This is a genomic window from Comamonas sp. BIGb0152, from assembly GCF_024809975.1.
Lineage (GTDB): Bacteria > Pseudomonadota > Gammaproteobacteria > Burkholderiales > Burkholderiaceae_C > Comamonas.
In genome coordinates this window covers 254,444-278,320 of the sequence record NZ_JANUDY010000002.1, presented here as the reverse complement: position 1 = coordinate 278,320, position 23,877 = coordinate 254,444, and the positions used below count along the sequence as shown (strand labels likewise).

Sequence of the window (23,877 nt, the reverse complement as noted above, 5' to 3'; positions counted from 1 at the left end):
TGTACCTCATCATAAAAATGGCAGGGAACACCAAGCCATTTTAAAACTATAAAAACGTCTCACCAGCCCGCTACCCAATTCGCCAGGAGTCACCGTCAGGCCATGCCATTCAGCCCTTCAAGCTCCCCTATTCGTTGGAAAGATCTCAGCCATCCCGTCGTCGCCGGCCTGATCTCGGTCATCGTCAACTACGGCGGTACCTTCATCCTGGTGTTCCAGGCCGCCAAGGTTGCGGGCCTGAGCCCGGAGCTCACCGCCTCTTGGGTGTGGTCGGTTTCCATCGGTGTCGGCCTAACCGGCATCCTCCTGAGCTGGCACACACGCGAGCCCATCATCACCGCCTGGTCCACACCGGCGGCTGCGTTTTTGGTCACGGCGCTGGCAACTACGCCGTATGCCGAGGCGGTCGGTGCGTATCTGAGCTCCGCAGCGGCCTTTGTGCTGCTGGGGCTGTCGGGTTGGTTCGAACGCTTGATCCGGCTGATTCCTCCAGGGGTAACCGCAGGTTTGCTCGCCGGCATCCTGCTGCAATTCGGCATCAAGGCTTTTGGCGGCATGGGCATGGATCCGGTGCTGGCGGGCTTGCTGATTGCAGCCTATGTGGTGCTCAAACGCTTCAGTGCACGCTATGCCATCGTCGGCATCCTGGCGCTGGGGCTGGGCTTTTTGCTGATAGACGATCGGGTCAACCTGTCGGGCCTCAGCTTAGGCCTCGCCGCACCGGTTTTCACCATGCCTGCGTTCTCACTCCATGCACTGCTGAGCGTCGCCCTCCCCCTGTTCGTCATCACGCTGACCGGCCAGTACATGCCCGGCATGCTGGTGCTGCGCAATGACGGCTTCAAGACCAGCGCCAACCCCATCGTGGCGGTGACGGGGCTGGGCTCGTTGCTAATGGCCCCGTTCGGCTCACATGCCTTCAACATCGCCGCCATCACCGCGGCCATCGCCACGGGCCCAGAGGCGCATGAAGACCCGTCCAAGCGTTGGATCGCGGGCATCGCCGCAGGCGTGGGCTACATCCTCGTAGGCGTTTTCGGGCTGACACTGGCTGCCGCCTTCATGGCCTTCCCACCCACCTTCATCACCACGCTCGCGGGGCTGGCATTGCTGGGCACCATCGGCACCAGCCTGGCCACCGCCTTGGCAGACGTGAGGACGCGCGAGGCATCGCTGATCACCTTTTTGGCCGCCGCTGCCAACATCACTTTGCTGGGCATCGGCGGCGCATTCTGGGGCCTGGTGATCGGGCTCATCGCCTATGCCGTGCTCAATGGCAGCTTGCCGCACATGGCATCCCCAGCCGCCATCGCAGCCGCGCAGCCCAACAAGAGGGGGAACTGATGCCAACACCATTCGAGACACCGACCGGCCACGATCAGCATGGCCTCTACCCCGAAGCCACCACGGTGGAGGATTTTCAGCGCAACCTGGCAGCGGTACAGGCGCGCATCGATGCGGCCTGCCGCCGGGCGGGACGCGACAAGGCAACGGTACGCCTGCTACCCGTCAGCAAGACCAAGCCCGAGGCCAGCCTGCGCCTGGCTTACGCGGCCGGTTGCCGCCTGCTGGGCGAAAACAAGGTGCAGGAAGCCTTCGGCAAATGGACGGCCATGCAGGATCTGGATGACCTGCAATGGTCGGTCATCGGCCATCTACAAACCAACAAGGCCAAGCTAGTGGCGCGTTTTGCCAGCGAGTTCCAGGCACTGGACAGCCTGCGCGTAGCCGAAGCGCTGGAGCGGCGCCTGCAGGCAGAAGGGCGATCGCTGGATGTGTTTGTGCAGATCAACACCTCGGGCGAGGCCAGCAAGTACGGACTGGTGCCCGAGGACGCGCAGAGATTCATACAGGAGCTGCCCGCATTCCCCGCGCTGCGCGTGCGCGGACTCATGACCTTGGCCTTGTTTTCAGCAGAGGCTGAGCGGGTGCGCCAGTGCTTCATCCTGCTGCGCACCTTGCGCGACCAGTTGCGGCAAAGCGCACCTGCGGGCATCGAGATGGACGAGCTGTCCATGGGCATGTCCGGCGACTTTGAGATCGCCATCGAAGAAGGCGCCACCGTGGTCCGCGTCGGGCAGGCCATCTTTGGCGCACGCGCCATGCCGGACAGCTATTACTGGCCGACTGAGACAACGCAGATGCAGTTATGACAGACACACCGCCACCTGCCCTAGGGAGACTCAGCAAAACTCCAACCTCGGTCTGGACGCGATATCGGGCGATCCGCGTCCATCCCATTGGGCGGGGGTTTTACAGAGGACCCCTAGACAGTATCGTCGTAGTGGAGCTGCCAAGCTGCTTTACTTAGCGCTCTTCAGCGTGTTGTAGCTGGTGATCAAATTTCGGTAATCGGGGATATGGTTGGAGAACAGCGTATCAAGACCCTCGATGTCATTGCGCCAATCGCGGTGCAGTTCACAAGCCGCCCCAAAGAAGGTCATGAGCTGGGCGCCAGCCTGTTCCATGCGACCCCAGGCCGCCTGTTGGGTCATACTGTTGAAGGTGCCCGAAGCGTCAGCGATCACGAACACCTCGAAGCCTTCGGCCAGGGCCGAGAGCGCGGGGAAAGCCACGCAGACCTCAGTCACCACGCCGGCGATGATGAGCTGTTTCTTGCCCGTAGCCTTGACGGCCTTGACGAAATCTTCGTTGTCCCATGCGTTGATCTGGCCGGGTCTGGCGATGTAAGGTGCGGTGGGAAATTTTTCCTTCAGCTCAGGTACCAACGGTCCATTCGGGCCGTTTTCGAAGCTCGTGGTCAAGATGGTCGGCAAATTGAAGTACTCGGCCATGTCGGCCAGGGCCAGCACATTGTTCTTGAATTTGTCGGGGTCGATATCGCGTACTAAGGACAGCAAGCCGGTCTGGTGGTCCACCAGCAGCACAGCCGCATTGTTCTTGTCGAGGCGAACATAAGGTTTATTGCTCATAGAAATCTCCTTAGGAGCGTTGTTGCCCACACGGGCGGGATATCCGGGCCTTTTGAGACAAGGGAAGCTGATGATTGAAGCGATGGGTGTAGTTCAGCTCTGGGCCAAAAACCAAGGTCTTAGATGGGCCTGGCTGGCCGAGAATTCCGCCCGGCCTGTTGAACCACGTTGCTCTATCTCGAGACTGGCAGGCAATGACCCTCGAGCAATTCATGGATGCACTCAACGCTTACATCCGCTGGTAGACCGAGAAGCGGATCAAAGTCGCTCTGCACAACCACAGTCGCAAGGGGATACCAGGTGAGCCTTCGGCTTACCACATGAACGGGTGCAAATTTTTGTCCCCCCAAGCGCCATTGCTGCGTTATGTGCGCTGAGAATCCAGTTGCTCGTTCTTCTGAACGACCTCCTGCGCCTTGGTGTAGCTCTCGATCAGCAGTTGATAGTTGGGGAAGATACCGGTGTAGGCTTGGGCCCATTCGCCTGCGTCTTCGCGATTCCAGGTCTTTTGCAATTCGGAAGCAACAGCTGCCACATCAATGGGCACCACGCCCGCTTGCATCATGCGCGCAAGCGTGATTTCCTCAGCCATTTTGGAGTAGGTGCCGGAGGCATCAATCACGGCAAAAACCTGATAGCCATCTGCGACAGCAGCAATGGAGGGGAAGGCCATGCACACGCTGGTAATAGTGCCAGCAATGATGAGTTGTTTTTTGCCCGTTTCTTTCACTGCTTGCACGAAATCAGGATTGTCCCAAGCATTGATCTCTCCCTTGCGAGCAATATATTTCGCGTGTGGTGCATTCTGGTGAATTTCAGGGATCAGGGGGCCATTGGGACCCTGAGGCACCGAGGCCGTGGTGATCACAGGAATTTTGGCTAAACTGGCGATCTTGGCCAGAGTGGCCGCCAGGCGACGGAGCGTGGTGAACGGCATGTCATGCACAGTCTGGAAGAGACCGCTCTGATGGTCAATCAACAACATGGCTACGTTGGCGGGGTCAATAACAGGTTTAGCACCGTTGAAATTGGCAGGCAGTGCAACTGATTGAATAGACATCTGTAGGCCTCTTGGAGAATAGCGCTGAAGGTTTCGACAGCAACCTGAGCGCGAAACAGGCCACATGCTGGAAAAAACGCAGATTTACGAATTTCTAGATCGACAGTATCCGGGCAACAGAATTTCTTGAACAGCCTACAATAGTGGAATCCAGCGTTCCATTTTTGAAACGATGCCAACACCAGATTTTAATGAATTGTTCTACTTTGCACAGGTGGTAATACACGGTGGATTCTCACCTGCGAGCCGAGTGCTAGGCATCCCAAAATCAAGACTAAGCCGTCAAGTGACCGCATTAGAGGCTCGTTTAGGCGCACACCTAATACTTCGATCTTCGCGCAGTTTTACCGTTACTGAAGTCGGAAAGCGCTTCTACACCCACTGCGAAGCAATGCTAGTAGAAGCCCAAGCTGCTGAAGAATCTGTGGCGATGTCCTTAGAAGCGCCTAGCGGTACAGTGCGCTTATCCTGTCCTGTCGCTCTCCTCGCTACGCGTGTGGGCAAAATACTCAGCAATTTCATGGTGAAATATCCACGTGTGCAGCTTTTTGTTGAAGAAAGCAATCGCCGCGTAGATGTAATTGGTGATGGCCTTGATATCGCTATTCGTGTTCGGCCTCTGCCTTTGCAGGATAGCGATTTGGTGCTTCGTGATTTGGCCGAGCGCCGCCAATGCCTTGTTTCGAGTCCGAATCTTCTAGCCAAAATGGGGCAGGTGATAATTCCTGAAGATTTATCTCTATTACCATCCATGGACGTGGGGATACCCAAAGACACACACCGCTGGATAATATTTAGCACCAATGGGGAACGTGCAGAAGTACGCCATAAGCCTCGCTATGTAACCCACTCGATGTATGCATTGCGAGACGCCGCGCTGGACGGCGTGGGCGTGGTGCAACTACCGATAATGATGGTCCGTGATGAATTGGAGCGCGGACTATTGATGCCTGCACTCCCCGGGTGGGAACCTCCGCCCGAGAAAATTCATGCGGTGTACGCATCACGCCGTGGACAATTACCTGCTGTGAGAGCGTTGCTAGATTTTCTTTCAGCCCAGTTCAAGTTACTCGAAGAAGAGTGAAATTTTCCCAGTGCGGCATTTCTGAACCACCCACCAATAGCAGTCATCGACGAAATTAAATCACCCTGAGCTTGAGCGTGACCCTCAGAAGTTGGTCGATTACGACCCCATCAAATTGAGGACTCGTTCACGGGTGCACCCAAGCACCAGGTTATTAGCCAGCACTTGGGTTCCCGCAGTCCTTGACCAAGGCCTGCAGCTCAGGCTTGGCATGGCTCAAACCTGATCCCTCAGTCCAGCGCGCTCCATGCCCTGCTGCGCTTGCTCGTCCTGCACGGTTCAGCAAGTCAAGACATCCACGAACTTGCATACCGAGATCGTGAACGAACTGGCTAGCCTCATAGAGGAGATCAAGGCTGACAAGCTATCCGCGCTGTCCCTAGCACATCACCTTTTGGTGAACGAAAGACGTCAAAAGCCGACGACAAACATGCTCCGCGACTGCTTCGACGATGCACGAGAAGCTGCGCAAATTCCAAAGGCTGAGCTCCAGTTCCGAGTTATGGGCGCGACGGCCGCCACCAACTCTGACGACACCTCCAGCATCAAGGATGTGCAGGCATTTCTTGGGCGTACCACTGCGGCGATGACGGCCAAATACATCGGCCACGAGGTAGGCAGGAAGGCGAAGCCCGCCACATGATTGCGGAACATCCCTAATAGTTGAGGAACATCGGGCAAGAAAAAAGCCTCTGCGCTATTCGCGTAGAGGCTTGATTTTCATAGATATCGTTTGGTGGGTCCTGCGAGATTCGAACTCGCGACCAACGGATTAAAAGTCCGCGACTACAACCGGCCTCCAGCCCGCATGGTTAAGCCAAACTAACATCGTTCCTGTCTCATAAATTTTGCTGTTTGGTGCATGACTTTGCCTATAGCAATCCGAAAAATAGTACTGGATATGAGACGGCAGACATGTCCACTTTTCCGCCTGAAGCCCCCTTTTCACTACTTCCAGTGCGACTCTGTAAATCCCAGAGTGACTGACTTTTGTTAGCTTGACTTCATAAAACTTATCAGTGCCTGATTGAACTCTGCTGCGTGCGATACATTGCAACCGTGTGGGCCTCCCTTGATAAGGTGCAACTCGCAGTCTTTAACCAGTTGGTGAGTATGATAGCCGCTTACTTCAAACGGTACGATGGCATCACTATCGCCGTGTAATACCAATGTAGGGATGGTGATTTTTCTCAGATCTCCCCGAAAATCAGTGCGCGAGAATGCATGCCTGCAATCAAGCGTACCTTTGGGCGAAGCCAAGGTAGCTATGGCATATGCGTAGGCTCGTTGGGCTTCACTGACTGCGAGTTTTCCGCCTTTTGGCGTGAAAAAATCATGGGTAAATTTTTCCAAAAAAACCAGCCGGTCAGCGCGGATGGCAGCGTCCTTCTCGGCAATTGCCTGTTCCGTCACCGGGCCTTCTGGGTGCTCGTCGGTCTTGAGCAGGTACGGTGTGACAGCGGCTGCAAACACTGCTTTGGAAATACGCTTACTGCCATAAAGACCAAGGTAGCGGGCAACTTCTCCACCACCCATAGAGAAACCGACCAAGGTGACATCTTGGAGCGTTAGAGCATCGAGCAAGGCTTCTAGATCTTGAGCAAAAGTGTCGTAGTCGTAACCAGACCATGGCTGAGAGGAGTCTCCGAATCCTCTGCGGTCATACGTAATCACACGGAATCCTGCTTCAACTAGCGGCAGTATCTGTGCTTCCCAACTGCGGCCACTCAACGGCCAGCCATGAATAAGCACGACTGGTTTGCCTTGACCGTAGTCCTGGTAGTGGAGACGAACTTCTTCTTTGTCAGCTGATGGATTTATGATGTGCGGCACGTATAACTCCTGTCAGATTGTGAATCGACAGCTTTACTTTCCCAAATTCTGATCACGAGGTCTTTCAGGCATTCCTGATACGCCTGTGGGCGGATACCGGCACTGCCGTGAACACCCCGACCGGGGCCAGCTTCAACACAGCCTGAGCTTCTTTCATCGAACCCTCAAGCCACTGGTCCACCTCAGCCAGCTCGATGGGGATCACGCTGCGCTTGTCTTGCTTGTCAGCAGCGAGCTTTGGGTCTGGCTTGTGCATGCGGTTCATCAGCGGGTGCTCATCTGCGTTGAGCGTAAGCATGGTGTAGCTCTCGATCAGCTCGCCGGTCGCTGGATCCTTCCAGGTGTTCCACAGTCCCGCGAGGCCCCACGGGTCGCCATCAGCCCGGGCAAATCTCCACCAAACGTTTTTACCGCTCTCCCAGTTGGGCTCATCAAAGGTTGTAGCCGGGATGATGCAGCGATGGCCGCGCTTCCACGGGTCTTTGAAGCTGGCCTTGTCTGCCACCTCCTCCGCCCTGGCATTGTTGGTGCTGTACTTGATGTCAGGCGTCTTGCTGAACCAAGGGATCAAGCCCCATCGTCCTACGGTCAGCTCCTTGCTGTAGCCGGGATCATCCACGGCGCGCCGGATGAAACCGCCAAGTGAACGCGGGAACACATCACGGGCGCCCAACCCCAGCTGCCGGGGGTTCAGCCGCCAATACTGCTGGATGTAGCCTTCATCTGGGGAGTGGTAGCGATTGCACATTGGAGCCTCCTGGCGCCAAGGTACAGGGGCCAACAGTTGGGCAGTGTCATCCGAAACCCTATCTGAAACGAAAAAAGAGCCTCCCCAGTGCCGTAGTGGCGCCGGGGAGGCTGTTTCTATTTCTGGCTGCAGGCCTGTGCGCTTGACTGGTCGCCTCCAACAGCAAACCCGGCTGGGATGCTGGCTACATCTTCATTGATCTCCATGGTGGCAACGACATGAATTTTGTGAGACATATTCAAAACGAAAGAAAAATAGCATAAAATCCGCATAACGCAAGTTGGAGCTTTTCATGAAAATTGACCTCGTTGAGTACATCTCCTCTCGTACGCCCCAGCCATTTTTCCAAGCTGTGACGGAGCGCTTGGAAGCGGCTTACGCTCAAGCTCATCAGCACGCAGAAACGTTTGCCGCTAAGTCCAAGGCGCGCGCTCTAGGCCAGCTCCGTCACTATCGCCAGAATGATGCGTTCATTAGTGCGGGTGAGACTGTAGGGCAAATGGCAATTGCCAAGTCCACCTTCCCTAAAGGCGAGTACTACAGCTTGGTGGCCGCTCAAGACATCCGCTTTGGCCGAATTGCGATTCCGTTTAACAACAAGATAGCGCGTCCCGCCAAGCATCGCCTGGCCATCGCAGCCGTGAATGCTCGATTGGAGCCCCAAAATTGCGACCTTTTCTCTCCGTTCGCAGATGCCGTGACGGATGGTCTTGGCTGCCTCGTCGTGACAGTTAATCCTGCTCGCGGTGAGCCTCAGTCCGTCCCAGCCTCGATCATGGTTGGCGTGCCTTACACCAACCTCAAGGGATGGCATTTGCTTGAGCCCGTTTCGCACATTCTTGCCGCGTACAACCCTGCTCAGGAAATTGCGGTCAAGGACATTGCCTGGGCCAAGCTCAAGCGCCAACTTGGCGAAAAAGAGTAACCATCATGCGATCAGGAGTAAGTGGATTTCAGTCCGAGCGTCTTCTACAAGCTCGACTGGTGCGGGGGCTCACCCAAGCGTCGCTATCAGCGATGGTTGGAAGATCTTCAAGCACAGTATCCAAGTGGGAAAGCGGAGAGCAAAGTCCGGAGGCAGACGCATTAGAAAACATCTCTCTGCGTTTAGGGTTTCCGACTTCATGGTTCTTGAAGCCAGTGCCAGAGTATGGCGATGCTGTGTGCTTCTTTCGAAGCAATGCAGCTATCACAAAATCAGCCCAGAACATTTCTGATATCAGGTTGAAGTTGCTCAATGAGACCAGCCTTGTGCTGCAAAAATGGATTGATTGGCCTGATGTGGATGTCTTCACTCTCGGGGATGAAGATCACCGGACGATCTCTGATGCAGACATTGAGAGTGCGGCTTTAGCGTGCCGCAAGCAATGGGGTCTAGGCTTGGGTCCGATCTCAGACATGCTGCTGGTCCTCGAAAATGCGGGCGTGGTATGCGTCCGTGAAGAGCTTGGATTTTTGAAGATGGACGGTGCATCTCGCTGGTTTGATACCGACGGACGCCCTTATATTTTCTTGGCTGCAGATAAAGCGAATGGCGTTCGTAGCCGATTCGATGCTGCGCATGAGCTCGGACACTTGGTATTGCACCGAAATTTGACGAATTTGGAGTTCACCAAGCGATATCCTGAGATCGAACGTCAGGCCCACTTGTTTGCAGGTGCGTTCTTGCTGCCTGCGGAGTCGTTTGCGGCAGAAGTCTCAAGCCCGAGCTTAGACACATTCATGTCGCTAAAAATGCGTTGGAAAGTGTCGATCGCAGCCATGATCATGCGCTGCAAGGGCCTTGGAATTATTGATGATGCTTACGCGACTCGGCTTTGGAAGAACTACAGCGCCCGAGGTTGGCGTCGAGGAGAACCTAAGGACGATCAGATTCCTTTCGAGGAAATTCGGCTTATGCCTCGCGCGATAAAGATGCTGCTCTCTGAATCAAGCCTTGACCGGCAAGCACTTGCATTGGCTATCGGCTTAGAGGCACCGGATTGCGAGTCCCTGTGCAGCTTGCCATCAGGCTTCCTATCCGCTAGCCCTACGATTCAGAAGATCGGAGGAGTACGGTTTAAGGGAGAGAGCACGTTGCGCACTGCCAATGGAGCCGAGGTGATAGCTTTCCCTGGTCGGTAACACCTCTGACTTTGATCAACCGCCTCAGGGCGGTTTTTTGTTGCCTGGGATTCGATACCATGGCTTCCCGTCCAGTCCAGGACAGCGAAGTAGCGGCTACGCTTTCTAACATAGACTTGTTAGGCCTCCGCTAAGCAATGCTTACAGCTGCAACATCAGTCATATGGCGTGCCCAATACAAAAAAGGCCCACGCAAATGCGTGAGCCCCTGAAAAAGGCCCACGGTAGCGAGCCTAGTGTGTTACTGCCTACAAGTAATAGAAATAGCTAAGAATTGGGAAAGCGGCACCCTAAAATAATGCAGCCACCACAACTACCTTATTGATACGTCTCGAACTCAGACAGAGCAACCCAACCTCCATTAGGTTTATTGAAAACAATTTTATAAGAGCTGTAGGATTGATAACCGGATGGTATCTCAACCGTCACAGGCACCCGGTCATAAGTATTGGTTGACCCAGAAACGATATTATTCCACGCGCCTGTAGAACTATTCATAACCTGAATACTATAATTCAACACCCCATCTTCCCCCGGCCCTCTAGGAGTAAATCTTACCAATTTCAGAGGAGTAGCATTAAATATAAATTCACCGTTGTTTGAGCCAGCATTCCAAGCGATACTATCGAATTTCCCATCCGTTAGATACACAGCTTGACTTTGGTTGACAGAAATAACAGGCTTGACATATTTGATCCCATAGGACACTGCATTTGAGTTGTACTTAACCCCCATCATTGCCTGTCCGGTCGTTGGATCATAGCCACCAGTATGGGAGGAAGTTGCCCTCAACATTGATTCAAGCTGAGGCGGCCGAATATTATTACTCAAATTCAGACGAGCTGCAATACCAGTTACAAAAGGAGCCGCAAATGAAGTCCCACCAGCGGCAATCATGTATCCTTTACTAAGCAATGTACTATTATTATTATAATATACTCCATTTAGTTCGGTATACTGCGGATTAGAAAAGTAAGCTTGATCAAGATAAGAGGAAACAGCAATATCTTTTCCGGGAGCCCAAATATCCACACAAGCTCCAGAATTAGATCCACCGCTCCACTGCCCCCATCTATTTTCCAATCCGACACCAATTCCGTCTGGCCAATCAGCTGCGATGCCACCATTATTGTTGTACGCTCCAACCACCATCACACCATCGACCGGGCTAGCAGTCGATCTACCCTGCGGAACATAGGAGTAGCTACAAGCATTACCTCTATGATTACCCGCAGACTGCGCAATCATTAATCTGTTACTCGCAATGCTGACCCATTTATGTAAGTTTTTAGTATGATTTCCAAAATCGGCGGGGTTCGATGCATTAACCGACAGATTCAGAGGAGAAAATCTGCCACTCGCTTCTGCGTGAACATATGCGGCCTCAACAGCCTCCGCAAACCCACCCACACTTAAAGTCAATATTGAGGAATGAATAATTGGCCCCGTTGATATGCCTCTAGCTTGTTGGGAGTTATTTTTTGCACCAATGATGGAAGTCACATACACAGGGTGAAACGATTCATCAAGCAAGAAATAAGACTGATTTTCGTGAATGCGAGTCATTGCAGGATGATCAGCCATGGCTATATTGCTCAATGTAAGATCGGCCACATATGCAGTGCCGCCCGACCCCATCACTGAGGTATTTGTCGCTTCAAACCCCCAAGTAAGAATCTGATCCGAATTACCACCATTCCCAAAACCTGATGCGACCACAAGTTCGTCAGGAGAAATCCAATCAATCAAATCATCATGTGATATTTTTTCAGCTTCTTCTTCGGTCAAATACGCGGAAACTACTTTGTCAATAGCTGTCAGAACTAATTTTGCCTCGATTTTATAGTTGGCACTGAGATAGCGAAGAGATGCAATAGACTCCTTAGAGGCCCACTTAATCTTATCTTCAGCGTTCCGCAGTACCTTATCATCGATTACATCAGGCTCACTGATTTCAGGATAATACCTGGATAATCTACTTCCATTCTCTCTTATTTTTTGCGGATCAATTGATACTGATTCTACAGGTTTGAATTTGATAAGAAATTTAGTTTTATTGAATTCATCTCTAATTAAATTTTGCGAAGGAACCCTTTTCAACTGCTCGTTGACACTCAAACGAACATTCTGGGAGTCGATAAACCCATCGTCAGCAGCCACACAATTCAATGCTGATGCCAAAGCAGATACCAAAATTAACTTTTTATACATTTCTCATCCCTTGATTTGACTTATTTGCATAGATATGCACTATGCATTCTAATAAATCAATTCGATTAAACCATAGGGTTTTCACTGTCCGCGCCCTATTTACGACAAGACCTTCAGGCTAACGAAATGAAGTTCGATGCGGGACTTGCAGACTGATCGAAAACGCACAACAATCATCGAAAAATGATCTTTGATTAACGTCTCCAATGAGGATTTATCGATGCGAACTCTACAGGTTTGGACCTTCAGCGCCTTGCTCTTGGCTTCTTCTGCGTCCTTTGCAGCCTTGCCCCAACCAGGAATGTGGGGCATCGATTCCGAGATCAATGGCAAGCCTGGCCGGGGCATTCAAATTGATCGCCAGGGAGGCAACACTGTCCTTGCAACCTACTATGGCTATCGGGATGACGGCACATCTACCTTCTTCCAGGCGGTGGGGGAGATGGAAGAGGGCAAGCGCTTTGTTGCAGACTTAGTTGAGTATAAAAATGGGACTGCTCTAGGCAAAAACGTTAGAAGCGGGGAGGTCCTGCGTGTCGTGGGTCAAGTAGTGATGCAGTTTGACACACCTTCTACCGGATCTATTTTGTTACCAGGTGAAACAGCGAAGAATTTTTCGCCGTTGGTCTACGAAAACATTCAGGCGCGGCTCAACAATGATTTCAAAGTAATGAAATTTAGTGACTCTAACCAAAGCATAAATAACGTTCGAATTGAGACAGACTCAAAGGATGTTAAATTTACGATTGCCCTTGGTAGCTACACCTGTAAGTTCTACGGCAATTTGACACAGAATGGACTATCCTTTGAGTCAGTTGCTAATGGAACATGCTCGCCTAGTTCGTCAATTAGCACTTACTCTAAGAAATTTGAGAAAATTTCCGTTGATGAAAACGGAATGATCTCCATGTCTGTGAGCGACGTCGACCCCGCCAATCCGATCAACGCAGCATTGAATGGTTTGTATGTCGGCAAATGCATCAAACCCCTTGAGCGTTTAAATGACGTGACAGCAATTGCCTCTCCATGCGATTAAAAGCCATCAACTGTTAGGGCACGCCGAATAGAACAGAATGTAGCAAAGCTACACAATGTGGAATTTTCAAGCCCTGATGTTAGGTCGCATCCTCCGCCTGAGGGCGGTTTTCAACGCCCGCTGCAGGCCTGATCACTGTCGTCACCACTCAGCCGGCGCTCGATGTTCACCTGGCTGCACAGTGCTGCTACTTCTGCGTCTCGCCGCCTAAGGTCGCCTCCGAGGCTTGCGACCACACCGAGGCCTTCTGCAAGCTGGCGGTCGAGGGCTGCGGCTTGATCTGCAAGATCGCTGCGGGCAGCTGCGTCGGCTTGGGCTTGCGCACGATAAGTGGCGGCTCGGCTGTCGGTGTCGCGGTGCAGGCGCTCAGCAAGGGCAAGCTCAGCGCGCACATCAACATCAATGCCGGTCTTGAGGTTCGCCAGGCGGTCGGCGTTGTAGATCGTGTCTTGGGCATGCTTGCTTTCCTTGATCGCGGTTTGGGTTTCTTCGGTGCGGGCGGCTTCGGCGCGGGTGGCCACCCCTTGAGCCTTCTCGGCGCGCAGCTCGGCAATGGTCTTGCTGGCCTGCCAGCCTTTGACCACCCAGCCGGAAGCGAATAACGCCGCGGCGATAACTGCGGCCACGGCGGCTTTGATCTGCCAGGTCATAAGCCCACCTCACAGATCTCGCCGTTGGCATCGCCGCGGCTCTGCAGGCCTGGCAGCACCACAGACACCCCGTTGACCGTGCCGCGATTCCAGCGCGGATTCTCGCGGCATGCCCCCACCACATCGCCCGCGTTGGCCTTGCGCAGCAGGGTCGAGGTGTACAGCGCGCCCTCGCCCTTGTTGTGGATGAAGTCGATGAACACGGCTTGCTGCAGCGGCGTGTAGGTGGACCAGAGGCGGAACATGCCCATCGCTGTGCGCTCAGCTGCCAGGTAGCGGCTGCGTTCCAGCGCGTAGCAGTCGGCCGGCGTGTAGTACCGGTCAGCCACCACAGCACGGCCCGTGATGCCGTTGCAGACCGTCAGCGGCTGGCCCTTGCCGAGCTTGTCGCCGTAGGGCGTGCCAATGTGGCGGTAGCTGCTCTCGTAGTAGCTACCCATCACCATGGCGATCTTGACCGCCTCAGATGTGCCAGTGTCAATGGCCACGGCATGGATGTACTGGTAGTGCTCGGCCATGGCCTGGGCGGCGGCTTTGTCGCGCTCAGCCACCACGTAGCCGCCACCGCCTGCAGTCAGCACAGCCAGGGCCATCAGGCCAGAGCGCAATGCGTTGGGAATGCGGCTCACAGCTCACCCCGCACAGTCTCGTCGGCAATCTTGCCCATGGCGCGTCGGGCGAGATCGCGCCGGTAGTCGCGGCGCCACTTCCATACCAAGTAGCCTGCCTGCAGGACGATAAAGAAGATGGAAGCCACAACCAGCCAGTCAGAAAGAGGCAGGCCGCCGTAGCGAGCTGCACCCCCTGCCACTGCTCCTGGCGTCGCGTGGTAGGCCGCTGTGGCAATGTCCTGGCGCTGCTCAGCACTTAGGTGCCGGTTGACACCTATGGCGGCGAGAAGGACGACGAGCGCTTTTTTCATGGGCCCATGATCCCGGGCCCGGCCCACAACGTCGAACCCTATACGGGGTACACGATTTACGACTGATGCACGTAGGTGTCAGTCGAGCCCGCAGAGATAGCAGCCGATGCAGACACCATGCTCCAGGCAGACGCCACCTGTTGCGATCCTGTGCCCAGCATCACCTTGGCGGCGTCCATGCGCGCATCGTTGGCGTGGATGATGGCGTCGTTGTTCGACTTTTGCACGCGGAAGGTGAGCTCGCGCCCGGCCTCGTACTGCTTGATGTCGGACTGCCAGCGGTACATGAGCGAGTTGGCCTGCGCTTCGGCAGCATAGGCACCGGCCCGGTAGCCGTCCATCAGCACCGAAGAAGATCGGGCAGCTGCTTCCACCTGGGCCGATGCGGCGGACAGCCGGGCTTTCCAGCCATCCCACTCCAGTCCCTTAGCCGAGATAAGCGCCTGGAAGCGCGCCACTTCTACCCGGGCCCGCTCAGCCTGGGCGCCCACGCGTGCACTGTAGGCCTGGACCATGCGGCCATAGGCGTCCACCTTGGTGGCTTCGGCGCTGATCTGAGCCTTGTACAGCTCGGCCTTGGACTGCTCGGCGTTGACGGTGGCCACAAAGGCCTTGATCTGCTCGCCGCCGGCTTGGATGCGGGTGCGTTCCAACTCCACCAGGGTCTGCGCTGCGCCCACGCGGGCCTTGTAGATCTCGACGGTTGCCATGGTGCCCTCGATCTCCGCCTTATAGCGATCCACCAGGCTCTTATTGATGTCGGCCTTGATCTGCTCGGCAGACAGCAGCGCCTTGAACACTTCCACCTTGGACAGCTCGGCGCGGATAACCGTGTCGTAGGCAGAGGCATAGGCTTGGTAGCCGGCCAGCAGCGCTTTGTAGTGCTCGACGGCAGCATTGTGGATAGCGATGGCATTGTCTGCCGCTGCCTTGGTGGACTCAAACACCAGCATTTCCCACTTGTAGTGGTGGTCCATAAGCGCCGATTCCAGCTGCAGGGCAGACTGGATGCTGTCGCGCACATTCTGCTGCTCCAGCTCGGCCTGCTTGATCGACACATCGCGGCTCAGCCCAGAGAGCTTGTCGTGGTATTCGCGGCGCGCATCGGCCAGTTGGCCGGCCATGACACCAACAGGCAGCGGGAAGCCAAGCGCCTCGGCGCCGCGCTGCACCTCCTGCTCGCGGGCCAGCGCCAAATAGGTTTCCCGGTCGCGCGCGCGATCCCAGATCAGCTGCTCCACCACTGGCGACAAGCCTGAGCCGCCGTTGATGCGCGCGGCCAGGGTGGCCTTGAGGCCATCCAGCAGCTGCGAGGCGTATTTCTGGCCGGGCGTGTACTTCAAGGGCGCAGGCTGCAGAACCGACAGCGCGGGGATTTCATCGAGCTTGTCCAGCCAGTCCTCGTGCAGGTTCACACCGCCAAAGGTATGCGTCGTCAGCGTAAGCAACTGGGGCAACTCAGGGAGGCTGACCTCCGGTGCATCAGGCAAGGCCACCTCGCGCATTTGCGGCAAGGCCGGGGCCTGGCCAATGTTGAGCGTTGGCGCCACGCCAAAGTTCAGCGTCGGGGCAGCGACCGCGAAATCGCTGAAGGTGACATCCCGCATGGTGCCGTTGAATGCGGTAGGCATGTCCGCAGGAAGCTGCAGCTCCAAGGCTGGCAGGTCTGGGGTGTCTGGGATGACCGGCAGATTGGGCGCGGCAAGGGTAGACCACTGCACGTTGATCTGCGGGGGCTGGTAGATGCTCTTGTTGAGCGCGTCCTGGAAGCTGGTCACCTCCTTGGCCGCTTTGTCCGCCAGCTCCACAGAGCGCTCGTACTTGTCTTTGACTATTTCGGCTGGGCCGTTGACATCGGTTGCCATATCAAACTCTCCGTGTTTTAGATTCGAGGGTCAGGATCTCGATGCGATCGAGGGTGAAGGCCTGGCCAGCAGGGTTGCTGAGCGCAAAGCCCAGGTAGTTCTCGCGGATACCCTTGCCCACCTGGCAGCGCGTCTGCCCGCTGCTGCGCAGAGGGAATTGGTAGTCCCAGGGGAAGTCATCGGGCCCCAGCACGCTGAACTGCGCGCAGCCCTCCCCGCGCATGGACAGGTAGGCCATATCGATGCGCTTTTTAAGGGTGGACTCACGCAAGGTGGCCGGCAGCCGGATGCTGGCCACGATGGGCAGGTCAACGTCCAAGTCGCCGCCCAGGGCGTACAGGCCGGTGGCCGCGCCCGCATGGGTAGGTGTGATGCTTTGGAACTCGTGGCGGGTGTATTCGCTCACGGCCCCGGTGAGGGTGTTGAGGACGATGGCGTTCATTCTGGGTTGATGTTCGTGGTTTGATTGACCAGCACGCTGGCTTCGAGCGCAGACACGCGCCTGACCCCCTGCCTGTCTATGGCAAAGGCCATGGGCTCGTCTACAGTGAGGTTCACCGAGATACCGCCGGCAATCTGGTAGGGCTTGATGAGCAGCAGCGCGGCGCCCGTCCATGGGTCCTTGGCGTAATAGACCTCGATGGTCGGCATCCTGCATTCAAGTGGCACGCAACGCGGGAGGTCGTTGAAACGGCCGAAGGTTGTGTGAGCGACCCGCCCCTTGTTAACCCCCCAGTGCTCGTGGCCTACGAGCGCCCCTGCTGGGGTTCCATAATTGCGGCCACTGTTGACCGTCATGAATTGATTGGAGGGGATCTGCCATTCAGGCTCCACCCCACTCGTCACACCCCAGGACAGACGATGCAGCTTTGTGGCCACTGGATCATTCGACCGATGGACGATAGGGATGGTTTGCTTGGTGTTGCCGAAACGAATCACCAAGCTAAATTGGGGGTTGGGAAGCGGACAGTTGTTCGACAACGAACTATCTAACCCTTGGTCGGTATTTGGTCCTTTTCTGTGATCCCAATCGTGCGCCTCATAGCTAAATCCCCCGGAATGCTCTGCGGAGCCTTCCGTGTAGACCAACAGGTAAAGAGACGGGTCGTAGAGATATAAACCGCGCGATAGCAACTTTGCGCTGTACGACACATCACTGGTCATCCAATCGTCTCTCCATTCCGTGGCCTGCATTGAGCGGATGCGATTTGTCCGCCGGGATGTGTACGAACCGCTTTCACTCACCACTTGCCCGAGAAGCTGGAACCTCTCGCCATTGTTCAGCGTGACGAAAGAGTTTCGAGTGCGAGTGATTGAGCCACCGTCGTTATGGGTCTCATCCCCCTCACTGGGGAACCCCAAATCCCATAGCTGGCTGATGTGGTCAAAATTCCCAGTAGCCGTCAGCGAGTAAGTACCTTCACCTTCTGCAACAAGCACCACCGGCTCATTACCAGCAAAGTAATTCATCAATACACCGCGCGACTTCCAGCTCGACTGCTCTGATGCCGACACTGGGCCTGAGCCTTTCCATGTGGTGTGGTAAAGGGGCTGACCAAACATGTCATACCCAATGATGACTGTGCTGGTTACCACGATCTGTGGTGCAGTCCTGGTGGACCACACCGGGAAATTGCGATCCAGTGTGTCGCCCCAGAGGTATGGGCCGATTCGATATTCCGTGTTTGGCGTCGAGTCTACGAAGCCAAACTTCCAGTCCGCAATAGGATCTACTTCTAAGAGCGCGCCCGTCTGATTGAACAGCAAGCCAACACGAGAAAGGCTGTTGCCCTGCAGCCGATACTCAGCGATGCGGTAATTGGCTTCGCGTGCTTGTATCCAGCGGTCGCGGGGGCGGTCGAGATAATCCCCGTCGGTGTAGCCATATGTCGCCTTAAGGTCGGGCGCCACGCTGGCTCCGATTTCTGGAACGTTGGGAACAGCCCACCTCACAACTTGGCCACCCTCTGGCACCCCCGGCACGATTACCATGCCCTCACCCTGGTACACCGCCAGCACGCGACTGCCATCCTTGCTGATGCAAAAGTCCTCGGCGAACGGCACGCTGGCTGCCATATCGCCAATCACCAAGTTCTGGTGCAGCTTGATATCGAACGTCGTCTCTACAGGATCGAGTGCATACGGGTTCTCGCTGGGCGGGAACAGCTCGCCGGGCTTGAGCATGGTGAGGCGGTGCAGCTCCAGACCGCCGCGCGAGCTGGCTAGGGCCAACAGCGTGCGGCTATCGAGCAGTGCAACAGGAGAGCGATTAAGCTGCGGGAAGGGCTGAATAAACCGCCGGTTGCCAAACCCGCCATAGCTTGTGATGTAGCTGCGCTTGGTGGGGGTCGAGAACGTGCGGTTTTTAGCCCAGGAGGGGAATTTGCCGCCAAAGCTCGAAGTGATGTAGACACCATCGCGGCTGCCGGCCTGCACATCGGTCACATCCCAGGTGCCGTCTGGCTTATCGTATTCACCGCCGGGCGTGAACAGCTTGTTGATGTAGCCCGCGCTCACCTTGGTGGTCAGCATGATGCCCCACTTGCCGGGCGGCTTGTCCTTGGCATTTTGCGGCCACACCGTCATCACGGTGCTGTTGCCCACCACCATGATCTTGTAGCGGGAGCCATCAGGCAGCAGGCCCTGTTCATTGGGGTTGCGCCAGAAGGATACGCGGCTGCGGCCACAGAACTGGGCGAACGCGGCTTGCGCCATGCCCAGCTGCGTAGACGTTGCCTTCCCACCCACTATGCGCAGCGCAGGAGGCGCAGCCACTGAGGCGCGCTCTCCCGTGGGGGTGAAGGCGTAGGGGTTCCACAGGCTCATTGCGGAATCGCCAGGTACTGCGGGATGCCGTCCACCTCCCGGAAGGTGGCGCAGACCTCCTGCACATTGGTCTTGTAGCGGTTGGCCGTGAGGCTCGTGGTCTGGCCCTGGTTGAAGCCAGCCACGACCTCACCACTCGCAATGCACAGCATGGCCACGCCCGTACCGACCCCATCCCCAAACTTGACCCGATCCCCGCGCACCGCCACGCCAGAGCCCAGAACCACGGGGCCTCGCTTGGTCGGCTGGTACACCAGGCCATCCCAGGTGGTGCCGCCCAGGTACACCAGATCCTGATCGGTGCCCACATAGACGCCGTCATCGACCGGTTGAATGGCCGTGATCTTGCCGGCCAGCTGCTTGAAGTCGCGCCAGTCGCTCAGGTGCGGTGCGTTGGGCCGGCTGGCCCACAGCACATTGCCCAGGGCGACCAGCACGCGGCCGCGCCAAAAGGCGGTGATGGTCCCAACGGGAAAGCTCTGCGCGCCTAGCGTGCGGCATGGCAGCACCAAGGCTGCGTTGTTGCCCGTGTATTCATAGCTGCTGGCCGTGGTGGTGCCAGCCAGATAGGCGCCCTCCCCGTCCTTGCCGCTCAGGTAGACATTGATCGCGTGGCCATCGAGTACCGGCAGGGCGTCGAGGTGCAGGCCGCCCTGGGCAATGGCGATGGGCTCCGAGCTGATGGCCGGGCCTTCCAAGTGGTCAGCCAGGCGAACATAGCTCAGGTGGTAGCGGTAGTTGCCCGGATGCAGCTGACCAAAGCCCAGATCCGGCGCGCCAAGGCCTTGCGGCGTGGGCACGCTGCGCTCTCGCCCGGTCAGGCCATCGGTCACACCCTGGATCAGGCCATTGCTGTAGGTTACGCGGCCGTCCGGCAGGTCGCAGTACCAGACCCGCTCCGGGCCCATGGCTGGGTGGATCACATGCCGCGCGCCATCGGGATGGATAGCGGTCAGCTCCGCGCCCACGGTAGCCAGCATGTAGCCGGTCGCCGGGTGCAGGTTCTTGTGGCAGCGCTCGTCCACCAGGGCTAGGCCGCCGCGTCGGGTAATCTCGCCCGTGAGCCCGATGTCCACGTTCTCGGCCGCCAGCAGGTCTTTGCCAGATAGCCGGTGCGCAGGCTGCACGTTGTTGATGCCGCTGAACGACTCAAATGTCAGCATTCGCTACCCCTTTCGACGCGCACTGCACCGATGCCCAGCGCCAAAGACTGGCCCGCGCGGACGGCATATGACACGGTCAGCGCGCCGAACCCGAGCACCTGCGAGCCCTCAACCTGGCCATCCATGCCGGCGATTGTCACGGCGACGGACCCAGAGCGGCAGAGCGAAACACCAGGGATGGCCACCGAACTGACCACAGTCAGGCTGCCCATGCCCAGCACACGCGCCGACGGCACCCAGCCAATGCGCGAGGCAGATACCTCGCCCAGGCCCAAGACCTTGGCGCCGGATGCAAACCCCACGGGCTCGGCCGCCAGTGCGCCAAACCCCAGGACCACGGCGCCTTGCGCCTGGCCTTCCAAGCTGCCAGCCACAGCGCGCATGGCGCCGATGCCCAACACCCGAGATCCAGAAACGGAAAACGCTGTATTGGCCGGTGGCTGGCTGGCTTCCGCGCTGTGCCAAGGGCTCTGCACCAGGCTGATGCCCGGCAGGTAGAGTTCAACGTCCTCGCCGATCTTGGCCGCCAGCGCGCCAAAGCCCCAAACCATGGAGCCCGCGACATCGAACTCGAACACCGCCAGGGGTTCACCGGCCGCGCACAGCGACAGCCCCGGGATGGTGTTCTCTGCTGCGCTGTCTGCGTTGATCGCGGCGCCGTTGATAAGGGGGTAACTCATGGCTCAATCACTGGTCAATGACCATCCCGCGCCAGTAGAAGCGGCCATAGAAACGCCCAGTAGCTGGTGTCTCCAGCTTGAAAGCTAGAGAGGCTGCCAAAGCACCGCCAGGGTTCACCGCGAAGCGCTGGATATGGCGAGCGCCCGTGATGGCAGAGAGGGCCTGCGCATTCACCAGGTCACCATCCGCCGCCAGGCCAATCGAGATAACTGGCGCAGTGGTGGCGTCGTACTCATAGCAGATGAAACCCACCTCCGTCAGCGCCACGCCTCCTGCCACGCTGGGCATGCTCAACTCCAGCGCAAGCGGGATGGGTAGGGGCAACCATTGCCCGGTTAGCTCAGGTTCCGCCCCTTCGCCGCTGTTCGGGTTGTATGCCTCTATGGCATAGCCCGAGTCATCAAAGCCTGGGTCTACAGCGCTGCGTGTGTACTGGAACTGCACATCCGAAGGCTCAAACAGGTAGTTGAACCCGGTGGGGGTGGGCGGCGCTACGATGGCCAGGCCCTGGTACGACTGGTTGGGCTGCCAGACAGGAACATCGTCGCCCAACGCAACAAAGCAGGAACCGCCTACTGTCTCGACGGACAGATTCATGTCCTGAATGTATCGCCCTGCGCCGATGGTTGTGGTCAGCCCCGCGCCGATCCGGTGGAGCATCTGCACGCCAGACAGCTGCACCACCCGGAAATCCCGTTCGACTTTACCGTTGACCACAAAGCTCGATGCTCCAGCACCACCCTCACCTCCAGTGGTCTTGAAGATGCCACGGCTATCAGCGCGCAGGAAGCGGCCAAGCATCCCAGCCGTGATCCGCGCCTCCAAGGTCGTGCCTGCCGGCCAGTCTTCAGCCGCATAGCTGTTTTCCTGGCGGCGGTTGACCGTGAAGCTGGAGCCGTCCTTGGCGGTGATGTAGACAATCTCAATCTGACCCGGCAGGGCTGGGTTGGAGAGCGTTGCACGCTGCATGCGACCCTCGGGCAGGTCGGCAAAGCGATCAGCACTCCCGTCGTCTGGCAGCGTGATGACCGTGTCCTCGCTGCCCAGCGCCACAGTGGTTAGGCCAGTTGCGTTGTTGGAGAAGGCGTCGAGTGACATTGCGCCTCCTTACGGGACCGTGCTGAAAATCTTGAGCGCGCCATCGGACCAACGCAACTCGAAGCCGCCACCGTTCGCTGCAAACGGGAAGCCTGCCACCTGGGTGATGCGCTGGAGCACTGGCGATGTGTCTGGCACACCTGTGTCCTTGTAGAGAAGCACTGAGCCAGGGGAGCCACCAGAAACCGCCCCGAATTCCACATCGTCAGCATTGAACACGCCACCGGTAACGGTGCGGCCAGTCAGCGCGTGTGCGGTGCCCAGCGTGGTGCCCACATCGGCCAAGAAGCGATAGGTGCCGCTGTCGTCAAACGAGGCTGGCAGGAGCGTGACCTTCAGATCATCCGTTAGGAAGTTCACCCCGGCGCCCAGCACCAGCTCGCCGCCTGCGGGGAAGAACGGGGCCAACAGCGCTGCGATGCCCAAGGGCCCGGTGTCCCATGGCAGTTTGAGCGCGCCGCCATTCGTTGCCAGGGGGAAGGCCGCCACGTTGTCGCGGTACAGCAGCAGCGGCGAGGTGCTGGGGTTGCCCGTGTCCTTGTAGATGACGATGGCCTTAATGGTGCTGCCCGGCACCAGCGGCGCAGTCTCGGCGTCATCCGCATCGAAAACTCCGCCCGTGATCGACTTGTTGACCAGGGTGATGTCATCCCCCACGCGCGTGCCGAGCTGCGAGACGAACTCATGGGCGGCACTGTAGGTGTAGGCTTCGGTTACGAGGGCAACCTTGATCGTGTCGGTTGCGAAGTTGACGGAGCCCTGGAGCAAGCGCTCCATGCCCTTGGGATAGCTGGTGGTGATGGCCATGTGAACTCCTAGGGTGAGTTCGTGGCCGCCCTGTTGCCGCCACGGTATTCATGGCACCAGTGTTCCGTTTTGAACGCCCGCTGGCGAACCCTACGCGGGGGCACGGCTTCACTGAATGGCAGCTTGAAAAGGACAGCATGTGAGCAACGCGGACTCGGTTTGGGCACATTCCGTTTGCTAACATGAACGCTTTGTTTAGGAGGGATCCATGAAGTTCATCTTGTCATTGTTATTGGTTGCTGGAGCAACGGCAGCGCATGCCCACCCCTTGTGGACAAAAGCGAATTCCGGCATGTCGGTTGAGGATGTGCAAGCTGCGTTCCCGAACGGCGTGATAACTCCCCCAGGAACTGGAAGTCTCTACTCTGGTGCAATACTTAAATATCGCTTGGAGAACGTTGATGTTCAAGGTTCGCCATTTCAGGCAAATTTTTATTTCAATGCCGACGGCTTAGAGCAGGTAGCATTAAGCAGCAGGACAAAGGAAGACACAACACTGTGCACTGCGCGATATACGCAACTGCATTCCGCCCTCAGTGGAAAGTACGGCACTCCTGTCAACATCAGGAAGTTTGAACCTGATTTTGGGCAAAAGGAATCAACGTTCTCGCAAGGAGATCTCGCAATCGTTACTTCCGTTTACCCACTCTCTCGCGGTTGTTCCATTGACATCAACTACAAGAGCAATAAGACTGGGTCAAGCTCGAATCTTTAACCGACAATCTAGCTATGCCTCCTTCGTCAAGGTAGGAGGTCACACGAAGGCTCATGTATCACATCATGGGCCTTTTTGCTGGGCGGAAAAAAGCCCTCCGGAGAGGGCCTAGATCAGTCCA

Annotated in this window: 23 protein-coding genes; 8 read left to right on the top strand and 15 right to left on the bottom strand. The window is 56.7% G+C overall.

The window, feature by feature from the left end; all coding sequences use genetic code 11:
* The first annotated feature begins 102 nt into the window (after positions 1 to 102).
* Positions 103 to 1,344 (top strand): benzoate/H(+) symporter BenE family transporter, encoded by a 1,242-nt coding sequence (locus tag M2375_RS04805; protein ID WP_259164294.1) that lies wholly within the window; start codon positions 103 to 105, stop codon positions 1,342 to 1,344.
* Positions 1,344 to 2,153: a YggS family pyridoxal phosphate-dependent enzyme gene (locus M2375_RS04800; RefSeq protein WP_259164293.1), complete on the top strand. Its 810-nt coding sequence runs from the start codon at positions 1,344 to 1,346 to the stop codon at positions 2,151 to 2,153. Before M2375_RS04805 ends, M2375_RS04800 begins: the two co-directional genes overlap by 1 nt.
* A gap of 150 nt (positions 2,154 to 2,303) precedes the next feature.
* Here the strand turns inward: M2375_RS04800 and ycaC are convergent, their stop codons facing one another.
* Both ycaC and M2375_RS04790 read right to left on the bottom strand, forming a co-directional pair.
* Complete coding sequence (gene ycaC, locus M2375_RS04795) at positions 2,304 to 2,933, bottom strand: isochorismate family cysteine hydrolase YcaC (protein WP_259164292.1); 630 nt, start codon at positions 2,931 to 2,933, stop codon at positions 2,304 to 2,306.
* 364 nt (positions 2,934 to 3,297) lie between these two features.
* Positions 3,298 to 3,993, bottom strand: coding sequence for an isochorismatase family protein (locus tag M2375_RS04790; protein WP_259164291.1), 696 nt, complete (start codon positions 3,991 to 3,993; stop codon positions 3,298 to 3,300).
* Positions 3,994 to 4,165: 172 nt separating this feature from the next.
* On the opposite strand from M2375_RS04790, the gene M2375_RS04785 reads away from it, so the two are divergent.
* On the top strand, positions 4,166 to 5,077 hold the full coding sequence (locus tag M2375_RS04785; protein WP_259164290.1) for a LysR substrate-binding domain-containing protein: 912 nt from the start codon (positions 4,166 to 4,168) through the stop codon (positions 5,075 to 5,077).
* Between the two features lie 304 nt (positions 5,078 to 5,381).
* Complete coding sequence (locus M2375_RS04780) at positions 5,382 to 5,720, top strand: hypothetical protein (RefSeq protein ID WP_259164289.1); 339 nt, start codon at positions 5,382 to 5,384, stop codon at positions 5,718 to 5,720.
* Positions 5,721 to 6,070: 350 nt separating this feature from the next.
* On the opposite strand, the gene M2375_RS04775 is transcribed toward M2375_RS04780, so the two are convergent.
* Positions 6,071 to 6,910, bottom strand: coding sequence for an alpha/beta fold hydrolase (locus M2375_RS04775; protein WP_259164288.1), 840 nt, complete (start codon positions 6,908 to 6,910; stop codon positions 6,071 to 6,073).
* 64 nt (positions 6,911 to 6,974) lie between these two features.
* A complete protein-coding gene (locus tag M2375_RS04770) occupies positions 6,975 to 7,658 on the bottom strand; it encodes an SOS response-associated peptidase (RefSeq protein WP_259164287.1) in 684 nt (227 codons plus the stop codon).
* Between the two features lie 292 nt (positions 7,659 to 7,950).
* On the opposite strand from M2375_RS04770, the gene M2375_RS04765 reads away from it, so the two are divergent.
* Complete coding sequence (locus M2375_RS04765) at positions 7,951 to 8,583, top strand: hypothetical protein (protein WP_259164285.1); 633 nt, start codon at positions 7,951 to 7,953, stop codon at positions 8,581 to 8,583.
* Positions 8,584 to 8,588: 5 nt separating this feature from the next.
* Positions 8,589 to 9,782, top strand: a complete 1,194-nt coding sequence (locus M2375_RS04760; protein ID WP_259164283.1) for an XRE family transcriptional regulator — start codon at positions 8,589 to 8,591, stop codon at positions 9,780 to 9,782.
* A gap of 318 nt (positions 9,783 to 10,100) precedes the next feature.
* Here the strand turns inward: M2375_RS04760 and M2375_RS04755 are convergent, their stop codons facing one another.
* Positions 10,101 to 11,993 (bottom strand): S8/S53 family peptidase, encoded by a 1,893-nt coding sequence (locus M2375_RS04755; protein WP_259164282.1) that lies wholly within the window; start codon positions 11,991 to 11,993, stop codon positions 10,101 to 10,103.
* A 190-nt stretch (positions 11,994 to 12,183) separates the two neighbouring features.
* Between M2375_RS04755 and M2375_RS04750 the strand changes: the two genes are divergently transcribed.
* A complete protein-coding gene (locus tag M2375_RS04750) occupies positions 12,184 to 13,029 on the top strand; it encodes a hypothetical protein (protein WP_259164281.1) in 846 nt (281 codons plus the stop codon).
* Between the two features lie 110 nt (positions 13,030 to 13,139).
* Here M2375_RS04750 and M2375_RS04745 read toward each other — a convergent pair whose 3' ends face one another.
* The 10 genes from M2375_RS04745 to M2375_RS04700 are packed head-to-tail and all read right to left on the bottom strand — an operon-like array spanning position 13,140 to position 23,041.
* Positions 13,140 to 13,679, bottom strand: coding sequence for a hypothetical protein (locus tag M2375_RS04745; RefSeq protein WP_259164280.1), 540 nt, complete (start codon positions 13,677 to 13,679; stop codon positions 13,140 to 13,142).
* Positions 13,676 to 14,308, bottom strand: coding sequence for a glycoside hydrolase family protein (locus M2375_RS04740; protein ID WP_259164279.1), 633 nt, complete (start codon positions 14,306 to 14,308; stop codon positions 13,676 to 13,678). Before M2375_RS04740 ends, M2375_RS04745 begins: the two co-directional genes overlap by 4 nt.
* A complete protein-coding gene (locus M2375_RS04735) occupies positions 14,305 to 14,601 on the bottom strand; it encodes a hypothetical protein (RefSeq protein ID WP_259164277.1) in 297 nt (98 codons plus the stop codon). The genes M2375_RS04740 and M2375_RS04735 overlap by 4 nt, the downstream gene beginning before the upstream one ends.
* A gap of 56 nt (positions 14,602 to 14,657) precedes the next feature.
* Positions 14,658 to 16,466 (bottom strand): hypothetical protein, encoded by a 1,809-nt coding sequence (locus M2375_RS04730; RefSeq protein WP_259164276.1) that lies wholly within the window; start codon positions 16,464 to 16,466, stop codon positions 14,658 to 14,660.
* A 1-nt stretch (position 16,467) separates the two neighbouring features.
* The gene (locus M2375_RS04725) at positions 16,468 to 16,908 is read right to left on the bottom strand and encodes a hypothetical protein (RefSeq protein WP_259164275.1); all 441 of its coding nucleotides are present in this window, start codon (positions 16,906 to 16,908) and stop codon (positions 16,468 to 16,470) included.
* A complete protein-coding gene (locus M2375_RS04720; protein WP_259164274.1) occupies positions 16,905 to 19,292 on the bottom strand; it encodes a hypothetical protein in 2,388 nt (795 codons plus the stop codon). The genes M2375_RS04725 and M2375_RS04720 overlap by 4 nt, the downstream gene beginning before the upstream one ends.
* On the bottom strand, positions 19,289 to 20,455 hold the full coding sequence (locus M2375_RS04715) for a hypothetical protein (RefSeq protein ID WP_259164272.1): 1,167 nt from the start codon (positions 20,453 to 20,455) through the stop codon (positions 19,289 to 19,291). Before M2375_RS04715 ends, M2375_RS04720 begins: the two co-directional genes overlap by 4 nt.
* Entirely contained in the window at positions 20,449 to 21,135 is a 687-nt protein-coding gene (locus M2375_RS04710) for a hypothetical protein (RefSeq protein ID WP_259164271.1), read from the bottom strand. The genes M2375_RS04715 and M2375_RS04710 overlap by 7 nt, the downstream gene beginning before the upstream one ends.
* 7 nt (positions 21,136 to 21,142) lie before the next feature.
* Positions 21,143 to 22,234 (bottom strand): hypothetical protein, encoded by a 1,092-nt coding sequence (locus M2375_RS04705; RefSeq protein ID WP_259164268.1) that lies wholly within the window; start codon positions 22,232 to 22,234, stop codon positions 21,143 to 21,145.
* Between the two features lie 9 nt (positions 22,235 to 22,243).
* A complete protein-coding gene (locus tag M2375_RS04700) occupies positions 22,244 to 23,041 on the bottom strand; it encodes a hypothetical protein (protein ID WP_259164266.1) in 798 nt (265 codons plus the stop codon).
* 208 nt (positions 23,042 to 23,249) lie between these two features.
* Between M2375_RS04700 and M2375_RS04695 the strand changes: the two genes are divergently transcribed.
* The gene (locus tag M2375_RS04695) at positions 23,250 to 23,756 is read left to right on the top strand and encodes a hypothetical protein (protein WP_259164265.1); all 507 of its coding nucleotides are present in this window, start codon (positions 23,250 to 23,252) and stop codon (positions 23,754 to 23,756) included.
* The last annotated feature ends 121 nt before the right edge of the window (positions 23,757 to 23,877 follow it).